Genomic DNA, 17,649 nt, shown 5'->3' on the forward strand with positions numbered 1-17,649 from the left:
GGAGATGCCTTTCTTTGACAAAGAACAGGGCCCGCGGCCTGACGGGGCCGAGCCTTGGCGGCGCTAGCTGCTCGCGCCGGGAAAAACCGGCCATTCTACGCTTTTTGCCCATCTATATCAAAAAAAACTGATAGACATCAGCCATTTCCGTGATTTTTACTGAGCCGCCGCCGAACGAAAGCGTAAGATCGCAGTCCAGATAGCACGCGCGCGCCGGCGCGTTCCGGCGTAAAATACGCGGAAACATCCACCCGGCACCCAGCATGTTCTCCAAACTCACCCGCCTGTTCGGCGGCCAAGCCGAACAAGCCACCCAGAACGAAACCATGGCCCAGCTCGAAAATCAGATTCTCGACACCCTGAAGCCGCTGATCGACGCCCATACCGGCAAAAGCTACGTCGCGGCCAAGAACATCAAAAACCTTCATTGCGGCGATGCCGAAATCAGCCTGGACGTGGTGCTGGCCTACCCGGCCAAAAGCCAGTTCGACCTGGTTCGCCAACAATTTGAAGCCGCGCTGGCGCCGGTGGCGGAAGGCCGCGCCGTCAAGGTGACGGTTTCCAGCCACATCGTCAGCCACTCCGCCCAGCGCGGCGTGCCGCTGCTGCCGGGCGTGAAGAACGTGATCGCCGTCGCCTCCGGCAAGGGCGGCGTCGGCAAGTCCACCACCGCAGCCAACCTGGCGCTGGCGCTGTCGGCCGAAGGCGCGCGCGTCGGCTTGCTGGACGCCGACATCTACGGCCCGTCGCAACCGCTGATGATGGGCCTGCAGGGCCAAAAGCCGGAAGCGGTGGACGGCAAGCTGATCCCGCTTTCCAACCACGGCGTGCAGACCATGTCCATCGGCTATCTGGTCGACGCCGATCAGGCCATGGTATGGCGCGGCCCCATGGTCAGCCAGGCGCTGCAGCAACTGCTCAACGACACCCGCTGGGACGATCTGGATTACCTGGTCATCGACATGCCGCCGGGCACCGGCGACATCCAGCTGACGCTGTCGCAGAAAGTGCCGGTCACCGGCGCGCTGATCGTCACCACGCCGCAGGACATCGCCCTGCTGGACGCGCGCAAGGGCGTCACCATGTTCCAGAAGGTGAGCGTGCCCATCCTCGGCCTGGTGGAAAACATGGCCATCCACATCTGCTCCAACTGCGGCCACGCCGAGCACATCTTCGGCGAAGGCGGCGCGGCCAAGATGGCGCAAGACTTCGGCGTGGAGCTGCTGGGCTCGCTGCCGCTGGACCTGGCCATCCGCCTGGCCGTGGACGAAGGCAAGCCCAGCGTGGCAGCCGATCCGGAGGGCAAGCCGGCGGAGCTGTACCGCGCCATCGCCCGCCGCGTGGCGGTGAAGGTGGGCGAGAAGGCGCAGGACTTTTCCGGCAAATTCCCCAAGATCGTCATCCAGAACAACTGAGCGGCAAGATGATAGCGATGTACGATTCCGGCCTGGGCGGCCTGTCGGTGTGGCGCGCGGTGCGCGCCGCCCTGCCCGCCTGGCCGATCACCTATCTGGCCGATCAGGCTTACTGCCCTTATGGTCCGCGCAGCCGCGAGGAAATCATAGAGCGCGCGCTGAAAATCAGCCGCTACCTGATCAGCCAGGGCGCCACCATCCTGGTGGTGGCCTGCAACACCGCCACCACGGCCGCCATCACCGCCATGCGCGAGGAGTTTTCGCTGCCCATCGTCGGCATCGAGCCCGCCATCAAGCCGGCGGCGGCGATGAGCCAGACCGGGCGCATCGCCGTGCTGGCCACCGAGTACACACTGGCCAGCGAACGCGTGCAGACGCTGCTGGACGCTCACGCAGAAGGCGTGGACGTGCTGCGCCGCCCCGGCCATGGCTGGGTGGAGCAGGTGGAGGCTGGCGAACTTTCCAGCGAACGCACGCGCGCGCTGGTGCGCCAAGTGGTGGAACCGCTGATGGGCGAGAACATCGACCACATCGCGCTGGGCTGCACCCACTATCCCTTCCTGGAACCGCTGATCCGCGAAATCACCGGCGACGCGATCCGCTTGTACGACCCGGCGGAAGCCATCGCCCGCCGGGTGGACGATCTGATCCGCCAGCATGGCGTGGATTGCCAGGGCGACAGCTACTATCGCTTCATCACCACAGCGGACGACGCCGGCGATATGGCGCAACGCCTGCTGCAGCTGATCGGCCATCCTTACCCGGTGGAATCGCAGCCACTGAATTGAGTGTCCATCCCTCCTCCGCCCCGCTACAATCCGGGGCGGAACCACTCCATCCACTCATCCTATGAAAACAAGACTCCTGCTCGCCTTGCTGGCCGCCTTCAGCCTGCCCGCGCTCGCCCAGACCTCCTGCAAAGATTCCGCCGCCGACGCCAACCGCAAAGTCGGCCACAAGCTCAACATCATCGAGCTGGCCGACATGCTGACCAGCCTGAACCGCGGCAACCAGCTGCCGGACAAATTCGTCACCAAGCGCCAAGCCCAGTCAGCCGGCTGGAAGCCAGGCCGTAGTCTGTGGAGCGTGCCGGCGCTGAATGGAAAATCGATAGGCGGCGACCGCTTCGGCAACTATGAAAAACGCCTGCCCGCCGGCCAATGGCGCGAAGCCGATCTGAACTATAAAGGAGGCAAGCGCGGCGCCTTCCGGCTGATTTTCGGCCAGCAGCGCTTCGTCACCGTCGATCACTACAACAGCTTCATCGAGGTAGCGCCATGTCAGTGAGAGTGTGCGAATTGCACCACATAATCAGCCTGGAACAATTATTCGAGGAGCTCAGCCGCCAGCTGCGGCTGCCGCCGCACTTCGGCCGCAATCTGGATGCGCTGTACGACTGCCTGGCCAACGACGTGCAAGGGCCGTATGAGCTGATCTGGCGCGAAACGGCCGAATCCCGCCAGGCGCTGGGCGCCGACGTCTACGCCACAGTGCTGGAAATCCTGGAAACCGTAGCCGAAGAACGCGGCGATGTGACGCTGGACATCCATCACTGAGCCGCGTTGCCGCGCCGCTACAACAGGCAGCCTCGGCTGCTTTTTCCATAAAAAATTCCATTAGATATTTAAAATACAATAAAAATACCAAATGATTTAATGATTTAATAAGCACATTCGCATATGAAAAGCAATTGTCGAAATCCTGCCAAGACAACTGTTTGCTAACTCACTATAATCGCTAACCTTCAGCCGGCCGCACCTGTCCGACAATGTCAGACACCCACCCGAATTCCGGACTAAAAACAAGAAAGTAACGCGGCCGCTACATAGCGAAGCACGCCGGACACACGGCCAGCCAACATGACCCCGCCCAACCCGATGTCATGTAACGAAAGTGCGATGCTCGTTTAGAATCTCGTCTCAAACAGGCAGGAACAACTCAATGAAGTCGAAAAAACTCACGGCCTTGATTCTGGTCGGCATGCTGCTGGGCATTCTGGTCGGCTATCTATTCCGTCAGCACGCCGGCAATGACGCCGCCGCCATCAAATCCTTCGTCGATGGCATGTCCATCCTCACCGATATCTTCCTGCGCCTGATCAAGATGATCATCGCGCCGCTGGTGGTTTCCACGCTGGTGGTCGGCATCGCCAAGATGGGCGACGCCAAATCAGTGGGCCGCATCGGCGGCAAGACCATGGGCTGGTTCATCAGCGCCTCGCTGGTATCGCTGACCCTGGGCCTGATCATGGTCAACATCCTGAAGCCGGGTGTGGCGCTGAACCTGCCGCTGCCCGACCTGCACGCCGACTCCGGCATCAAGGCCAGCGCCATCTCGCTGAAAGACTTCGTCACCCACGCCATCCCCAAGAGCGTGTTCGAGGCGATGGCGAACAACGAAATCCTGCAGATCGTGATCTTCTCGGTGTTCTTCGGCAGCGCGATGGCCGCGCTTGGCGAGCGCTCCAAGGCGCTGATCGACGTGATCGACGTCGTCGCGCACGTGATGCTGAAAGTCACCAGCTACGTGATGAACTTCGCCCCGCTGGCCGTGTTCGGCGCCATCGCCGCCACCGTCGCCAAGGAAGGCCTGTCCATCCTCGGCACCTACGGCAAGTTCATGGCCCAGTTCTATCTGTCCATCGGCATCCTGTGGGTGCTGCTGATCGCCGTCGGCGTGCTGATCGTCGGCCCGCGCCTACTGCACCTGATGGGCATGATCAAGGAACCGCTGCTGCTGTCCTTCACCACCGCCAGCTCCGAAGCCGCCTATCCGAAAACCCTGGAACAGCTGGAGCGCTTCGGCGTGTCCAACAAGATCGCCAGCTTCGTTCTGCCGATGGGCTACTCGTTCAACCTGGACGGCTCGATGATGTACTGCACCTTCGCGGTGATCTTCATCGCCCAGGCCTACGGCATCGATCTGACGCTGGCGCAGGAAATCTCCATGCTGCTGATCCTGATGCTGACCTCCAAGGGCATGGCCGGCGTGCCGCGCGCGTCGCTGGTGGTGATCGCCGCCACGCTGTCGCAGTTCAACATCCCGGAAGCCGGCCTGCTGCTGCTGCTGGGCATCGACCACTTCCTGGACATGGGCCGCTCCGCCACCAACGTGGTGGGCAACTCCATCGCCACCGCCGTGGTAGCCAAATGGGAAGGCGAATTGAAACGCCATTAAGCGTTTTGAACGCCAATGCCTACGCCACCCTCGCGGTGGCGTTTTTTATAGCTGATTCTTATAAAATCTATTGACAGCAAGGCTTAGCGCATCCATAATGCGCTTCTCGACTGACACCGGAGAGGTGGCAGAGTGGTCGAATGTACCTGACTCGAAATCAGGCGTACGTGCGAGCGTACCGAGGGTTCGAATCCCTCCCTCTCCGCCAGTAGAACGCAATCAAGCCCTTGAGCAATCAAGGGCTTTTTTGTTGCCTGCTCGCCATGAAAACCCAGTCATCCAGACCCGCGCTTCAAAGCGAGTCCATGCAAATCAAACCGCCTCCACATTGTTGTGCACCTCGCTGTCGCGCAACACCACCTGCGCCCACACCACCGAATCCAGATAATACTGATTGGCCAGATCCAGATCGAAATCCAGCACTTTCACCAGGGCCTCGATGCGGACGTTGTCGCCCTGCTCGCAGGCCAGCGCCAGCGCCAGGTGCGGGCCGAAGATGCCCTTCTGCTCCACCACTGCCTCGCGCACCGTCAGCGGCAGCTCCAGCGGATCGAGCACGTCAGGGAAAGGTTGATTGAGCAAGACATCCAGCAAGGAAAACATGCCGGTCAGGAACAGGTGCTCCGATTCCAGCTTGTTGCCGCGATAGCTGCCCAGTTTTTCCAGGAAACGGGCGCGGATCAGCGATTTTTCCAGCAAGGAGATGGCCACGCCGTCATCCTTGCGCGAGGTGAACAGCAGCATGGACAGCCATTTGAACAGCGTCTCCCGTCCCAGCAACAGCAGCGTCTCCTCTATGGTCTGCACCTTGCGGGTCAGGCCGTGGATGGGGGAGTTGATGAAGCGCAGCAGCTTGAACAACAGCACCGAATCCAGCTTGAACTGCGACTCCACGTCCTTAGGGTCGGCATTGGTGCGCAGCAAGCGCATGATCTGCAGCACGCGGGTCTGGCTGGTATCGACCTTGCCGCCTTCCAGCGCGTGGGCGGTGGTGACGAAGGGACCGTGGAACAGCGCGAAACGATTATTGCCCGGCGCCCGCAGGCAGACGTCCAGATCTTCCGCGGTGCCGACATTGCGCGCCATCCAGCGCGCGCCGGGATAACGCTTGGGCAGCTGGTCCAGTATCGGCGCCAGCACGCGGGTGGACGGGCCGGCGAAGTCCAGCACCATGAAGTCGACCCGGCTGAACAGATCGGCCTGCAAGGCGGGGCTGAGAACATGCGGATCGTAGGCGGCCGGCTCCAGCGCGAAGCGCAAGCCCAGTTTTTGCAGCTGATCGAGCTGGGCGATGACATCGGCCGTCACCGCCACGCCCGGCACCGCCTCCAGCACAAAGATCACGCTGCCGGCCGACATGCTGCGCAGCAGCGGCTCCTCCAGCGAAGTGAGGGAAATATGGACAAAAGCCCGCCGGTAAGCCAGCAGGCGGAAGATGTCCATATTCTGCAAGGTGGACAGCAACAAGCGGTCGAACTCCTGATTGGAGCCCGACTCCGGCTTGCCTTTCTTGCCCTGGCGGACAAAAAAATCATAGGCCACCACCCGCTGCTGTCGGTCCATCACCGGCTGGTGGGACACAAACCCCAGCGTGGCTGGCAGCTCTACCGGCTCCTCATCCGGCAACGGCAATCCCACCTCGACCTTTTCGGCTTGCACGGCGGGCACCGGCGGCGGCGGCTCCTCCGCAGTCTTCTTCGACTTTCCGGTCAAGCCATCAAACAGACCTTTCAGCATGACGCCTTCCTCGTGTTGACGGTTGTCACGGGCAAGACAAACATTCTGATAATAGTCTAGTCGATGCGGCCGGCAATTCTGGGGGTTTCCACCTTCACATCGCCGCATTGCGCGCGATGGCGCAAAGCATGGTCCATCAACACCAGCGCCAGCATCGCCTCGGCGATGGGCGTGGCGCGGATGCCGACGCAAGGGTCGTGCCGGCCGTGGGTTTCCATCGTGATCGCCTCGCCTTGCTTGTTGATGGAGCGGCGCGGCTGGGCGATGGACGAAGTGGGCTTGATCGCGATGGAGACATCGATCTGCTGGCCAGTGGAGATGCCGCCCAGCACGCCGCCGGCGTGGTTGCTGGCGAAGCCCTGCGGCGTCAGTTCATCTCCATGCTCGCTGCCTTTCTGCGTCACGCAGCCGAAGCCGGCGCCGATCTCCACGCCCTTGACCGCGTTGATGCTCATCATCGCGTAGGCGATGTCGGCGTCCAGGCGGTCGAACACCGGCTCGCCCCAGCCCACCGGCACGTTGTCCGCCACTACCCGCAGCCGCGCGCCTATCGAATCCAGGCTCTTGCGGATGGCGTCCATATATTCTTCCAGCCGCGGCACGATGTCCGGATCGGCGCTGAAGAAGGGATTGCCGCCCACATGCTCCCAGCCTTTGAAGGGAATGGCCACTTCGCCGATCTGGGTCATGTGGCCGCGAATCACGATGCCGTATTTCTCGCTCAGCCACTTCTTGGCGATGGCGCCGGCGGCGACGCGCACCGCCGTCTCGCGCGCAGACGAGCGGCCGCCGCCGCGCGGGTCGCGGGTGCCGTATTTGTGCCAGTAACAATAGTCGGCATGGCCGGGGCGGAAGGTCTCGGCGATATTGCCGTAATCCTTGCTGCGCTGGTCGGTGTTGCGGATCAGCAGCGCGATCGGCGTGCCGGTGGTCTTGCCCTCGTAGACGCCGGACAGGATTTCCACCGTATCCGCTTCGCGGCGCTGGGTAACGTGGCGGCTGGTGCCCGGCTTGCGGCGATCCAGCTCGATCTGGATGTCCGCCTCGGTCAGCGCCAGTCCCGGCGGGCAGCCGTCCACTACGCAGCCTATGCCCGGCCCGTGGCTCTCGCCGAAAGAAGTGATAGTGAACAAGCGTCCCATGCTGCTGCCTGACATCTGCTTTCCCCTGCTGTTTTTGGCTATTCAAACGATTCTAGCGGCGCGAGCGCGCGCGAGCCAGCGCGCATTGCGCACAATCGATTCCACTGGCATTATTTTTGCATATGACTGCCGGCACCCTTCTTCATCAGAAGGCTTTTCATCCTGCATCAGGAGTTGCCAATGAACGCATCGACACAGGGCCTCGCGCGCAAGCTCGGCGGCTGGCAGTTATGGGGCATCGCCGTCGGACTGGTGATTTCCGGCGAATACTTCGGCTGGAGTTATGGCTGGGCTCAGGCCGGCACGCTGGGCTTTCTCTGCGCCACGCTGTTCGTCGCGCTGATGTACACCGCCTTCATCTTCAGTTTTACCGAACTGACCACCGCCATTCCGCATGCCGGCGGCCCCTTCGCCTACGCGCGCCGGGCCTTCGGCCCGCTAGGCGGCTTCATCGCCGGTTTCGCCACCCTCTGCGAATTCGTGTTCGCGCCGCCCGCCATCGCGCTGGCCATCGGCGCTTACTTGAACGTGCAGTTTCCGGCCTTGGCACCAAAATGGACCGCCTGCGGCGCTTACCTGCTGTTTATGGCGCTGAACATCGTCGGCGTCGGCATCGCCGCCATGTTCGAGCTCGCCGTCACCTTGCTGGCCATCTTCGAACTGCTGGTGTTCATGGGCGTGGTGGCGCCTGGCTTCAGCTGGGACAACTTTCTGCGCCATGGCTGGGCCGGACAAGACGCCTTTCACTGGGGCGCCGTCGGCGGCATGTTCGCCGCCTTGCCCTTCGCCATCTGGTTCTTCCTGGCGATAGAGGGCGCGGCGATGGCGGCCGAGGAGGCCAAAGACCCGGCCCGGACGATTCCGCGCGCCTACATCGCCGGCATCCTCACCCTGGTGACGCTGGCCTTCGGCGTCATGGTGATGGCCGGCGGCGCCGGCGACTGGCAGCGGCTGGCCAATATCAACGATCCGCTGCCGCAGGCGATGAAGCTGATCGTGGGCGAGCACAGCGGCTGGCTGCATATGCTGGTATGGCTGGGCCTGTTCGGCCTGGTGGCGTCTTTTCACGGCATCATCATGGGCTATTCGCGGCAGATTTTCGCGCTGGCGCGCGCCGGCTACCTGCCGCGCGCCCTGGCCGCCATCCATCCGCGCTTCAAAACGCCGCACCGCGCCATCCTGGCCGGCGGCGTGGTCGGCATCGCCGCCATTTTCAGCGACGATCTGCTGCAGATCGCCGGCCAGCCCTTGACCGCCAACATCGTCACCCTGTCGGTATTCGGCGCCATCGTCATGTATATCGTGTCCATGCTGGCGCTGTTCCGCCTGCGCGGCCGCGAAGCTGCGCTGCATCGCCCCTTCCGCGCGCCCTGTTATCCCTGGCTGCCGGCGCTGGCGCTGGGCTGTTCGCTGATCTGCCTGATCGCCATGATTTATTACAACCGGCTGCTGGCCGGCATCTTCGCCGCCATGCTGGCCGCAGGCTATCTGTACTTCCTCGCCACCGCCCGCCAGCGCGCCGCGGCCGCCCAGGACGCCTTGCTGCGCGGAGCCTCGGACGAGCCCCAATCTGATCCCATCAAGGCACCGATATGAGCCACGCCATCGCCATAGGCCCCCGCCGCTATCGTTTCGACGACTTGAAAACGCTGCTGGCGCGCGCCAGCCCCCTGCGCTCCGGCGACCAGTTGGCCGGCATCGCCGCCGCCAGCGCCGAGGAGCGGGTGGCGGCGCAGATGTGCTTGGCCGACCTGCCGCTGACGACTTTCCTCAACGAAGCGCTGATTCCCTATGAAGAAGACGAAGTCACGCGGCTGATACTGGACAGCCACGACAAAACCGCTTTCGCCGCCGTCTCCCACCTGACCGTGGGCGGCCTGCGCGATTGGCTGCTGTCCGACGCCGCCACGGCGGAGTCGCTGGCGGCCCTCGCGCCGGGGCTGACGCCGGAAATGGCGGCGGCGGCATCCAAGTTGATGCGCAACCAAAACCTGGTGCTGGCGGCGAAGAAGTGCCGCGTCGTCACCGCCTTCCGCAACACCCAAGGCCTGCCGGGCCGCATGGGCGTGCGGCTGCAGCCCAACCACCCGGCCGACGATCCGCGCGCCATCGCCGCCGCCATGCTGGACGGGCTGCTATACGGAGCAGGCGACGCGGTGATAGGCATCAATCCAGCCGGAGACAGCCCGGACGATATTCGCGGCTTGCTGGCCATGCTGGACGAGGTGCGCCAGCGTTACGCCATCCCGACGCAAAGCTGCGTGCTCACCCACGTCACCAGCACGCTGGAGCTGATCCGCCAGGGCGCGCCGGTGGACTTGGTGTTCCAGTCCATCGCCGGCACCGAGAAAGCCAATGCCGGCTTCGGCGTCAGCCTCTCCGTGCTGGATGAGGCGCATCAGGCGGCGCTGGCGCTGAAGCGCGGCAGCGTGGGCGACAACGTGATGTATTTCGAAACCGGCCAGGGCAGCGCGCTGTCCGCCAACGCGCACTGGGGCGTGGACCAGCAAACTTGCGAAGCCCGCGCCTACGCGGTGGCGCGCCGCTACTCGCCGCTGCTGGTCAACACTGTGGTCGGCTTCATCGGCCCGGAATACCTGTACAACGGCAAGCAGATCATCCGCGCCGGGCTGGAGGACCATTTCTGCGGCAAGCTCCTGGGCCTGCCGATGGGCTGCGACATTTGCTACACCAACCACGCCGAGGCCGACCAGGACGATATGGACGCGTTGCTGACGCTTCTGGGCGCCGCCGGCGTTCACTTCATCATCGGCGTGCCCGGCGCCGACGACATCATGCTGGGCTACCAGAGCACCTCCTTCCACGACGCGCTCTACCTGCGCAATGCGCTGGGCCTGAAGCGCGCGCCGGAATTCGAGGACTGGCTGGAAACGATGGAAATCACCCGCGGCGGCAAGCTGCTGCCGCAAGACAAACAACAGCGGCTATTGGCGCTGTTGGAGGGCGTGGCATGACTGAGAAGCAGAATCCGATCACCGAAGACGGCTGGGGCGAGCTATCCCGCCTCACCGCCGCCCGCATCGCCCTAGGCCGCGCCGGCAACAGCCTGCCATGCAGAGAAACGCTGCGCTTCGCGCTGGCCCACGCCCAGGCGCGCGACGCAGTGCACACCCCGCTGGATGTGGCGGCATTGGCGGGAGAACTGGCTGCCGACAGCCATCGCGCCATCGACATCCACAGCGCGGCAAGCAGCCGCGCCGAATACCTGCAGCGGCCGGATCTGGGCCGCAAACTGGATGATGCCAGCCGCGCCCGGCTGCAGGCCGAAGCGGACAAAGGCTGCGATCTGCTGATCCTCATCGCCGACGGCCTGTCTTCGCGCGCGCCGGCCCTGCACGCCGCTCCGCTGCTGCGCGAGCTGCTGCCGCGGGTGCGGGAAATGGGTTTGCGCGTCGGCCCGCTGCTGATCGCGCGCGAAGCGCGGGTGGCGCTGGGCGACGAGGCCGGGGAAATCATGGGAGCGAGAATGACGGCGATGCTGATAGGCGAACGCCCCGGCCTGAGCTCGCCGGACAGCCTGGGCCTGTACCTGACCGCCGCGCCCCGCGGCGGCCGCAGCGACGCCGAGCGCAACTGCATCTCCAATGTGCGGCCGGACGGCCTGCCCTATCCCTTGGCGGCGTTCAAGCTGGCCTGGCTGATCAACGCCGCCTTGCGCCAGCCCACCGGCGTGGCGCTGAAGGATGGCAGCGCGGGAGATCCGCGCTGGGCGGCGCTGGCGGCGAGGCAGGCCAGCCTAGCCAAAGGCTGAACGCTGGTGCGACCAGTATGTGTCCGCTACGCGGACGATATTTTAGGTGGCGGTTCCGCCCGCCAAACGGGCCAGGGGCTGTACGGCCAGCCCTGTCGCTGAGCGAATCAAAGATTCGCACGCAGAGGCGATCCCAGGCCGCCCCAGCGGCCCACGAAACCCCGGCAAAAAAACGCCAGGCCAGGAGCCGCCGAAACTACATGCGTGCGAATCTTTGATTCGCTCAGCAGTACGCGCTAACGTCGCGCGGCGTCGAACAAATCGGCGGCTTAAAACCTGGCCAGACATTTTTTTGCCGGTGTGTGCCGAAGGGGAATATGGTCGCGCCATATCGATTCTGTCTAAAACTGGAATGCCAACAAGCTTCTAGCTCTATCAAACCTACAGCAGAAGGCGGGATTCAACATCGGCACTTGCCATGATGCTCACCACGGCAAGCTGCCGCCTTGGCGGCGATACCAGCCGGTGACGGACAAACGTTGTTGCCTGGCGGGCAACACCTCGTGCCAGAAACGGTCGGACAGGAACAGCACCAGCGTGCCGGCCTGCGGCTCCACGTCGATGAACTGTTCGCACGCCTCGTCCAGATACAGCCGGATCTGGCCGCCGGCGTCGGCTGGCCAGTTTTCGTTGAGGTAGAACACCGTGGTCAGGGTGCGGGCGTCGTCGTCTTGAAAGCGGTCCAGGTGCTTTTTATAGAAGGCGCCTGCCGGGTAGACGGCGAAGTGCGACTCCAGCTCGGCCAGGCCCAGATACAGGCCGCGGTTCACCGCCTGCATGATCTCGTCCATCGCCGCGTTGTAAGCCCGCACCGCCGGCAACTCGTCCACCTGGTCCAGCCACAGCACCGAATCGGAACGGATTTCTGCGCGGCGCGCCTGGCCATCGGCGCGGCCGGTGGCGGCTGCGTGGAAACGCCCCTCGTCCCAGACTTGCAGGCAGGCTTGGCGCAAATTGGCGGTCAGCTCCGCCGGCAAGGCCTGGGGAAGCACGATCCAGCCTTGTTCGGCCAGGGTGTCGAGAACGGTGTCGAGATCGAATTGCAGCAGAGTCATGAAGGTATTCGCGGAATAAACGGGCTGACGCTTTCTACCACAAGCCAGGACGCAAGGCGAATGCCGAAAATCAAGTTTTGCGCATCGCACCCGCCGCCCAGCCCATGCTTACGTGCCATCCGGCATCAAGCCGGGCGATCAGACTTTGGCCTCGCCGAGCCAGTCCTTGGCCAGCAGCCCGTACAACGCGGAATCGGAAACCTCATTGCCGACTATCCAGCGCTCCCTCAGCAGGCCCTCCCGCGCAAAGCCTAACTTTTCCAGGCTACGCGCCGACGCGACATTCCTGGGGTCGATGTCGGCCTCCAGCCGATTGAGCCCCAAGGCGCCGAAAGCAAAATCGATCAGCGCGCCTACCGCCTCGGACATATAACCTTGCCGCCAATAATCCGGCCGAATGCCGTAACCCACTTCGGCGCGACGGCACTGCGGCGACAAATGGAAAAGCGAACAGGTGCCGATCAGGTCCGACTCATTTCGAAAGAAAATCCCCAACCGCACATGCTCTCCAGCCGCAAGCTCGCGCAGATCGTTCTGGATTAATTCATCGGCTCGCCGCGGCGAAGCCCACGGCTCGCAACTCCAGTAGCGCATGAACTCAGGATCGGAATGCATGCGGAACAGCGCCTCGGCATCGTCCGGGCAAAACGGCCTGAGCATCAACCGCTCAGTGGACAATCGCACATCAGAAAAAGAAGCGGGCAAGAGCGTGGACATCGTCATGAATCCTGTATCGGCCAGCGAATCCAGTCTGGCATCTTAAAACGAACGCTGGCGCGGCTTTGCGCCCTCGGTTTCGCATAGACACGCCTGCCATCTCCATCGAGCCGCAAGCGCGGATGCGCCAGGTCAAGCCTCAACGCGGCGGTTTGCTTTCCGTCTGCTGCGGAAAATTATATCCGCCCAGCGTATAGCTGACGTTCTTGCACGCCGACACGCTCAACAAAACGCCAGACAGCGCCAACCATGCGAGTTTCATCTTCATTGCGACTGCCTTGACTTACCAATGGATAACCAATATTAATGACGAATGAATTAAATGGCAATCCATGGATTCATGCGCACGCGCAAGCGCCTTCAAGCCATATTCCGCATGCAATGGCAACAAATATTGAGCCGGCAAGCTCAGCATGAAAAAAGAGCTGAATCCTATTCAGCTCTTTTCGCAGCGCCAACCGATTTAGGCTTTTGGCGGCGTGCCTTCGGCGTTCGCCACCACGGCATCGATCTGAATCAAGGCATCATGCGGCAAAGAGGTAACGCCAACCGTCCGGCGCGCCGGGATGCCGCCTGGGAAGAAGGCCGAGTACGCCTCTTCCATCGCGCCCATATCCTCCATATTTTTAAGGAAAATATTGACCTTGACCACATCATTCATCGAGTGGCCAATGCTTTCCACAATAGCCTGAATATTCTTCAAACACTGTTCGGCCTGCGGCTTGATGCCGCCGGACACCAGCGCCCTGGTTTCAGGATGCAAAGGCAATTGCGCGGAGAGATGGTTGTAATGGGAGAAAGCCACTGTTTGCGTAGATAAGGCGCAACGCGGCGCGCAATCGGTGTTATTCGCCCAAATCACAATGCCATGCCTGTCTTCCACCGCTTGCGGCGGCGTGCCGTCGCCATGCGACACCACGGCTTCGATCTGGACCAAGGCATCCATAGGCAGGCCGGATACCGCCACCACCGTCCGAGCCGGAACATAGGCTACCGCGCGGGCGATGGCGGAATCGGGAAAGAAGGCGCGGTAAGCTTCGTTGACGGAATCGATATCCGACAGGTTTTTTAGGAAAATATTGATTTTGACGATATCGTCAAACGGCACATCCATATTTTCCAGAATGGCTTTTATATTTCTTAGACATTGGCTCGTTTGCTCTTTCGCGCCGCCAGCAACCAGCTTCCCCGATTGCGGATCAATCGGCAATTGAGCGGAGAGATTATTGTAGTGGGAAAAAGCGACCGATTGAGTGGACAGCGGGCTGGTCGGCGCATTATTGGTATTGCTGGCGATTTTAACGAGATCGCCAGCTTGCGGCGCATTCGGTATCGTGCCCTCGCCATTGGAAATCAGCGCCTCGACTTGCACTAAGGCCCCCAGCGGCAAAGCCGCCACGGCGGCAGTCGTCAGCGTGGGCTGATAATCTGAGAAGTGGATGGAGTAAACCTCGCCCACCACATTCAGATCCGAGATATTCTTCAAGAAGATGGTGATCCTCACCACATCGTTCATATCATGCCCGATGCTTTTCAACACCTCCTGGATATTCTTGAAGCATTGCTCGGCTTGCTCTTTTACTCCGCCCTCGACTATCCGCCCAGTCTCAGGGTTTACTGGCAGTTGAGCAGACAAATTATTGTAATGCGAGAAGGCTACGGTTTGGGAGTGCTTTCCCATTCCAGAAGGCGCATTTTCCGAATTTCTTGCCAGTACCGCGTTGAAGTTACTCATGATGGTAATTACCTGTTCAGCTTGAATTAATCCGCGACATGGCCGCATGCGTCTCACTCCGCCATGATCGCCATACTCCATTGGCATTACCAGTTTTCAAACCACTCAATCGCCAGATAAGGATTCGGCAAAACCGATCAAGCGAGAAGCGGAAGCAATGCAATCAAGATTCCGGATTTTATCGACAAGCTGACCAAGACTGTCAACATGACTAGCCAACAAAATAACAGACCATGCAACCATCTAAATGGATTAAAAGACCACCATTTCAGGATGTAGCCATTCATCATGTCTCATATCTGAATGAAAATGCTCTTTCAAGAAAACATTCAACCTCTAGCAATATTGACACACCTTCCCTACACATCTTTTAAAAATCTGAAAACCAAACACATTTCAAACAAACTGGATTTGACGACAATCAAAAATGGCAAACTAATGGATGAACTGATCTTCCATTTCCCTTGCACCCAACACCAAAGAAAATCAAAATATTTTTGAAGGAAATGCCGCGCCATGCTGGCGCGGATAACAACACGCTAGCGGGAGTCGCGCAGCGCGGCATATCAGATGGGGCAAGAAGGTCATGACCCGTCCGCGGCATGCAGCCAGTCAAACCATGAAGCCAAGTCCGGCTCAGTAATTTTCCAAGACCTTGTCCCGCCGCTCGGCCAACCAGTCCAATACCATGGGGAAATGGTCTTGCGGCGCGTCCTTGTGGGTCAGCAGCGAAACGTGGTTGTAGTCATGCTGGTGGCCGGTGCGGCGCGCCAGCAAGTGCAGGCAGGATACATGCGGACCGGATTCGTCGCGGAAGCGGCGCACGTCTTCCGGATGGCCGCGGCAGGGATCATTGGCGGCGGCGAAGTACAATACCGGCGGCAGACGGCTGGCCCGCGCCGCGGCGGCGTAATCGAAGCCGTCATCGCTGTCCACCCAGGGCTTGGGCTGCGCCCACAGCTTGCTTTGCAGGTGGCTCTTGTCGCTTTCGTCGTCCGCTCCCAGCCGGATGCGCCGCGCCGGCAGATAGCCGAACGCCTTGATCAACCAGCGCGAGGCGGTGTTCCACATGAAGTCCACTTCGATCAGCTTGTTCAGATTCTTGACCCGCACGCTGCGCTTGGCGCCGAAATAGACCACGCTGGCCACCTCCGCGGCGATGCCGGGAAAGCGCGCCAGGCAACTCGACATATGCACGCCGCCCCAGGAATGGGCGATCCAGTGCAACTTGCGGCCTTCGCTTTTGCGGCGGATGAAGGCATGCAGCGCCGGCAGGTCCTCGCAGATGGTTTCGGTCTGGCCATGGCGCGAAGCGCGGCTGATCTTGGGCGTGCTCTTGCCGCGGCCGCGCAGATCCGCCACATAGACGTCGTAGCCGACGTCGGCCAGAAAATGCGCCAGCCCCTTGCCGGAATCGGTGTAGAAAATCCGGCCATTCGCCATCACCCCATGCACCATCAGCACCGGCTCGCCGCCTTCGCGGCCGATGCGCTTCAGATACAGCCGCTCGCCGCCGCCCACCGGCACATACAGATCCTGCTGCAGTTTCTCCATGTTCTCCTCGCTGGATGATGCCATCGCCGTCTGCGCGGCAATTCAAGCAAACGCTTGATCATGACAAAGAACCCGGCAAAGGAAAAGCCGAACCCGCCTGCCGCTGTTGCAAACGCAGCCGCTCGCAGTAGAGCGCCAGCGCCGCGCCGGCCGCGCACAGCAGCGCCAGCATGGCGAACATCACCCACGACGGTCCGCGCGACAGCAGCACGCCCGCCATCGCCGGCCCCAGCGCGCCGCCCAGCGAGGCCAGGTTCTGCGCGCCGTAATAGCTGCCCTTCAGCGCGTCCGGCGCGATGGCGTCGATATACAGGTATTCGGCCGGCACCAGCACGATCTCGCCCAGCGTGAACAAGACGATGGCCGCGCACATCGCCGCCAGGCTCTCCGCCCAGCCCACCCACAGCATGCCCGCGCCGATCAGCAAAAAACCCCCGACGATGGCGCGCATCAGCCGCTGCGGCTTCAGCAGCCGTCCCAACGGATATTGGAACAGCACCACGGTGACAGCATTGCAGCTGATCAGCGCCGACATCCAGCGCATCGCCTCGGCCTCGTCCATCCGCGTCAGCAAGAACAGCGGCAGATAGCCGGAAAAACGCCCATACACTACGTAGGCGAACAGGCTGCTGATGGTGAACCACACCAGCACCCGGTCGCCGGCCAGCGTGCGCAGCGTGGCGGCGAAGCCGTCTGGCAGCGCCGCCGGATCATGGCGCCGCTGCGGCAGCCTGGGCTGCACGGCCAGACCGGCCAGCGCGATGGCCCCGCCCAGCCAATAAGGCGCCAATTCGCTCCAGAACAGCATCAGGCTGCACAGCATCGGCCCCAGCGCCCAGGCCACATTGGCCAGCGTGTAGCGCATCGAGAATGCCTTGCTGCGCCACTGCTCCGCCACCACGTCGCTGAGTATCGCCTTCACCGCGATGCCGTACACCACCATTGCCAGCTCGCCCGCTGCCAGCGCCGTCACCACCGTCACATAGCTGTGGCCATAGGGCAGCAGCGCGCTCCCCGCCGCCATCAATACCGCCGCGCCGCGCAAGGCCGGACCGCGCGGCAGCCGGTCCAGCCAATAGCCGCCGTAGAGGCCGAACAAAGCCGAGACCAGCAGCACGGCGGCCAGCAGCGTGCCGGTGGCCTGCACCGACAGCTGCAATTGCTTGCCCAGCGCCAGCACCAATAGCGGCGAGATCACCGCCCGCGACAGGGACAAAAGAAAAGAAGACAGCAGCACGCGCCGCACCGTCGGAGAACGCATATCCACGACAACACCTTGTAAAACAAAGGAAACTATTGCAGTATTGCCGATAAAGAGGAATATAAAAATGGATGCGATCCACAA

Annotated in this window: 16 protein-coding genes and 1 tRNA gene; 9 read left to right on the plus strand and 8 right to left on the minus strand. The window is 61.9% G+C overall.

Annotation, left to right across the window (positions count from 1 at the left end; genetic code table 11):
- Window positions 1-263: 263 nt before the first annotated feature.
- The 6 genes from apbC (at window position 264) to NKT35_RS01800 (ending at window position 4,800) form a co-directional block, all read left to right on the plus strand.
- Complete coding sequence (apbC, locus tag NKT35_RS01775; RefSeq protein ID WP_256493430.1) at window positions 264-1,415, plus strand: iron-sulfur cluster carrier protein ApbC; 1,152 nt, start codon at window positions 264-266, stop codon at window positions 1,413-1,415.
- 8 nt (window positions 1,416-1,423) lie between these two features.
- On the plus strand, window positions 1,424-2,203 hold the full coding sequence (gene murI / locus NKT35_RS01780; RefSeq protein WP_254298194.1) for a glutamate racemase: 780 nt from the start codon (window positions 1,424-1,426) through the stop codon (window positions 2,201-2,203).
- 61 nt (window positions 2,204-2,264) lie between these two features.
- Entirely contained in the window at window positions 2,265-2,702 is a 438-nt protein-coding gene (locus tag NKT35_RS01785) for a ribonuclease domain-containing protein (protein ID WP_254298198.1), read from the plus strand.
- A gap of 2 nt (window positions 2,703-2,704) precedes the next feature.
- Window positions 2,705-2,971, plus strand: coding sequence for a barstar family protein (locus tag NKT35_RS01790; RefSeq protein ID WP_254301331.1), 267 nt, complete (start codon window positions 2,705-2,707; stop codon window positions 2,969-2,971).
- Window positions 2,972-3,356: 385 nt separating this feature from the next.
- The gene (locus NKT35_RS01795) at window positions 3,357-4,592 is read left to right on the plus strand and encodes a dicarboxylate/amino acid:cation symporter (RefSeq protein ID WP_254298200.1); all 1,236 of its coding nucleotides are present in this window, start codon (window positions 3,357-3,359) and stop codon (window positions 4,590-4,592) included.
- Window positions 4,593-4,710: 118 nt separating this feature from the next.
- Window positions 4,711-4,800: transfer RNA gene (locus NKT35_RS01800), tRNA-Ser, on the plus strand.
- Window positions 4,801-4,904: 104 nt separating this feature from the next.
- Here NKT35_RS01800 and NKT35_RS01805 read toward each other — a convergent pair.
- Both NKT35_RS01805 and aroC read right to left on the minus strand, forming a co-directional pair.
- A complete protein-coding gene (locus tag NKT35_RS01805) occupies window positions 4,905-6,329 on the minus strand; it encodes an EAL and HDOD domain-containing protein (RefSeq protein WP_254298202.1) in 1,425 nt (474 codons plus the stop codon).
- A gap of 56 nt (window positions 6,330-6,385) precedes the next feature.
- A complete protein-coding gene (gene aroC, locus NKT35_RS01810) occupies window positions 6,386-7,486 on the minus strand; it encodes a chorismate synthase (RefSeq protein ID WP_254298204.1) in 1,101 nt (366 codons plus the stop codon).
- Between the two features lie 165 nt (window positions 7,487-7,651).
- On the opposite strand from aroC, the gene eat reads away from it, so the two are divergent.
- Genes eat through eutC form a run of 3 tightly spaced genes read left to right on the plus strand, consistent with a single transcriptional unit; the run spans window position 7,652 to window position 11,243 of the window.
- Complete coding sequence (eat, locus tag NKT35_RS01815; RefSeq protein WP_254298207.1) at window positions 7,652-9,067, plus strand: ethanolamine permease; 1,416 nt, start codon at window positions 7,652-7,654, stop codon at window positions 9,065-9,067.
- Window positions 9,064-10,446: an ethanolamine ammonia-lyase subunit EutB gene (locus NKT35_RS01820; protein WP_254298209.1), complete on the plus strand. Its 1,383-nt coding sequence runs from the start codon at window positions 9,064-9,066 to the stop codon at window positions 10,444-10,446. Before eat ends, NKT35_RS01820 begins: the two co-directional genes overlap by 4 nt.
- Window positions 10,443-11,243 (plus strand): ethanolamine ammonia-lyase subunit EutC, encoded by an 801-nt coding sequence (eutC, locus tag NKT35_RS01825; protein ID WP_254298211.1) that lies wholly within the window; start codon window positions 10,443-10,445, stop codon window positions 11,241-11,243. The genes NKT35_RS01820 and eutC overlap by 4 nt, the downstream gene beginning before the upstream one ends.
- Before the next feature lie 425 nt (window positions 11,244-11,668).
- Here the strand turns inward: eutC and NKT35_RS01830 are convergent, their stop codons facing one another.
- The 6 genes from NKT35_RS01830 to NKT35_RS01850 all read right to left on the minus strand — a co-directional run bounded on the left by NKT35_RS01830 (window position 11,669) and on the right by NKT35_RS01850 (window position 17,565).
- Complete coding sequence (locus NKT35_RS01830; protein WP_254298215.1) at window positions 11,669-12,298, minus strand: 2OG-Fe(II) oxygenase; 630 nt, start codon at window positions 12,296-12,298, stop codon at window positions 11,669-11,671.
- Between the two features lie 138 nt (window positions 12,299-12,436).
- Entirely contained in the window at window positions 12,437-13,015 is a 579-nt protein-coding gene (locus tag NKT35_RS01835) for a GNAT family N-acetyltransferase (protein WP_254298217.1), read from the minus strand.
- Window positions 13,016-13,154: 139 nt separating this feature from the next.
- Entirely contained in the window at window positions 13,155-13,283 is a 129-nt protein-coding gene (locus NKT35_RS24010) for a hypothetical protein (protein ID WP_256493431.1), read from the minus strand.
- A gap of 195 nt (window positions 13,284-13,478) precedes the next feature.
- Window positions 13,479-14,750 carry a RidA family protein gene (locus NKT35_RS01840; protein ID WP_254298220.1) on the minus strand — a complete coding sequence of 424 codons (1,272 nt, stop codon included), beginning with the start codon at window positions 14,748-14,750 and terminating at the stop codon, window positions 13,479-13,481.
- Window positions 14,751-15,386: 636 nt separating this feature from the next.
- Entirely contained in the window at window positions 15,387-16,304 is a 918-nt protein-coding gene (locus NKT35_RS01845; RefSeq protein WP_254298222.1) for an alpha/beta fold hydrolase, read from the minus strand.
- A gap of 58 nt (window positions 16,305-16,362) precedes the next feature.
- Window positions 16,363-17,565, minus strand: coding sequence for an MFS transporter (locus NKT35_RS01850; protein WP_254301332.1), 1,203 nt, complete (start codon window positions 17,563-17,565; stop codon window positions 16,363-16,365).
- Between the last annotated feature and the right edge of the window lie 84 nt (window positions 17,566-17,649).

Origin of the sequence: Chromobacterium sp. IIBBL 290-4, assembly GCF_024207115.1 — a bacterium.
Classification (GTDB): domain Bacteria; phylum Pseudomonadota; class Gammaproteobacteria; order Burkholderiales; family Chromobacteriaceae; genus Chromobacterium.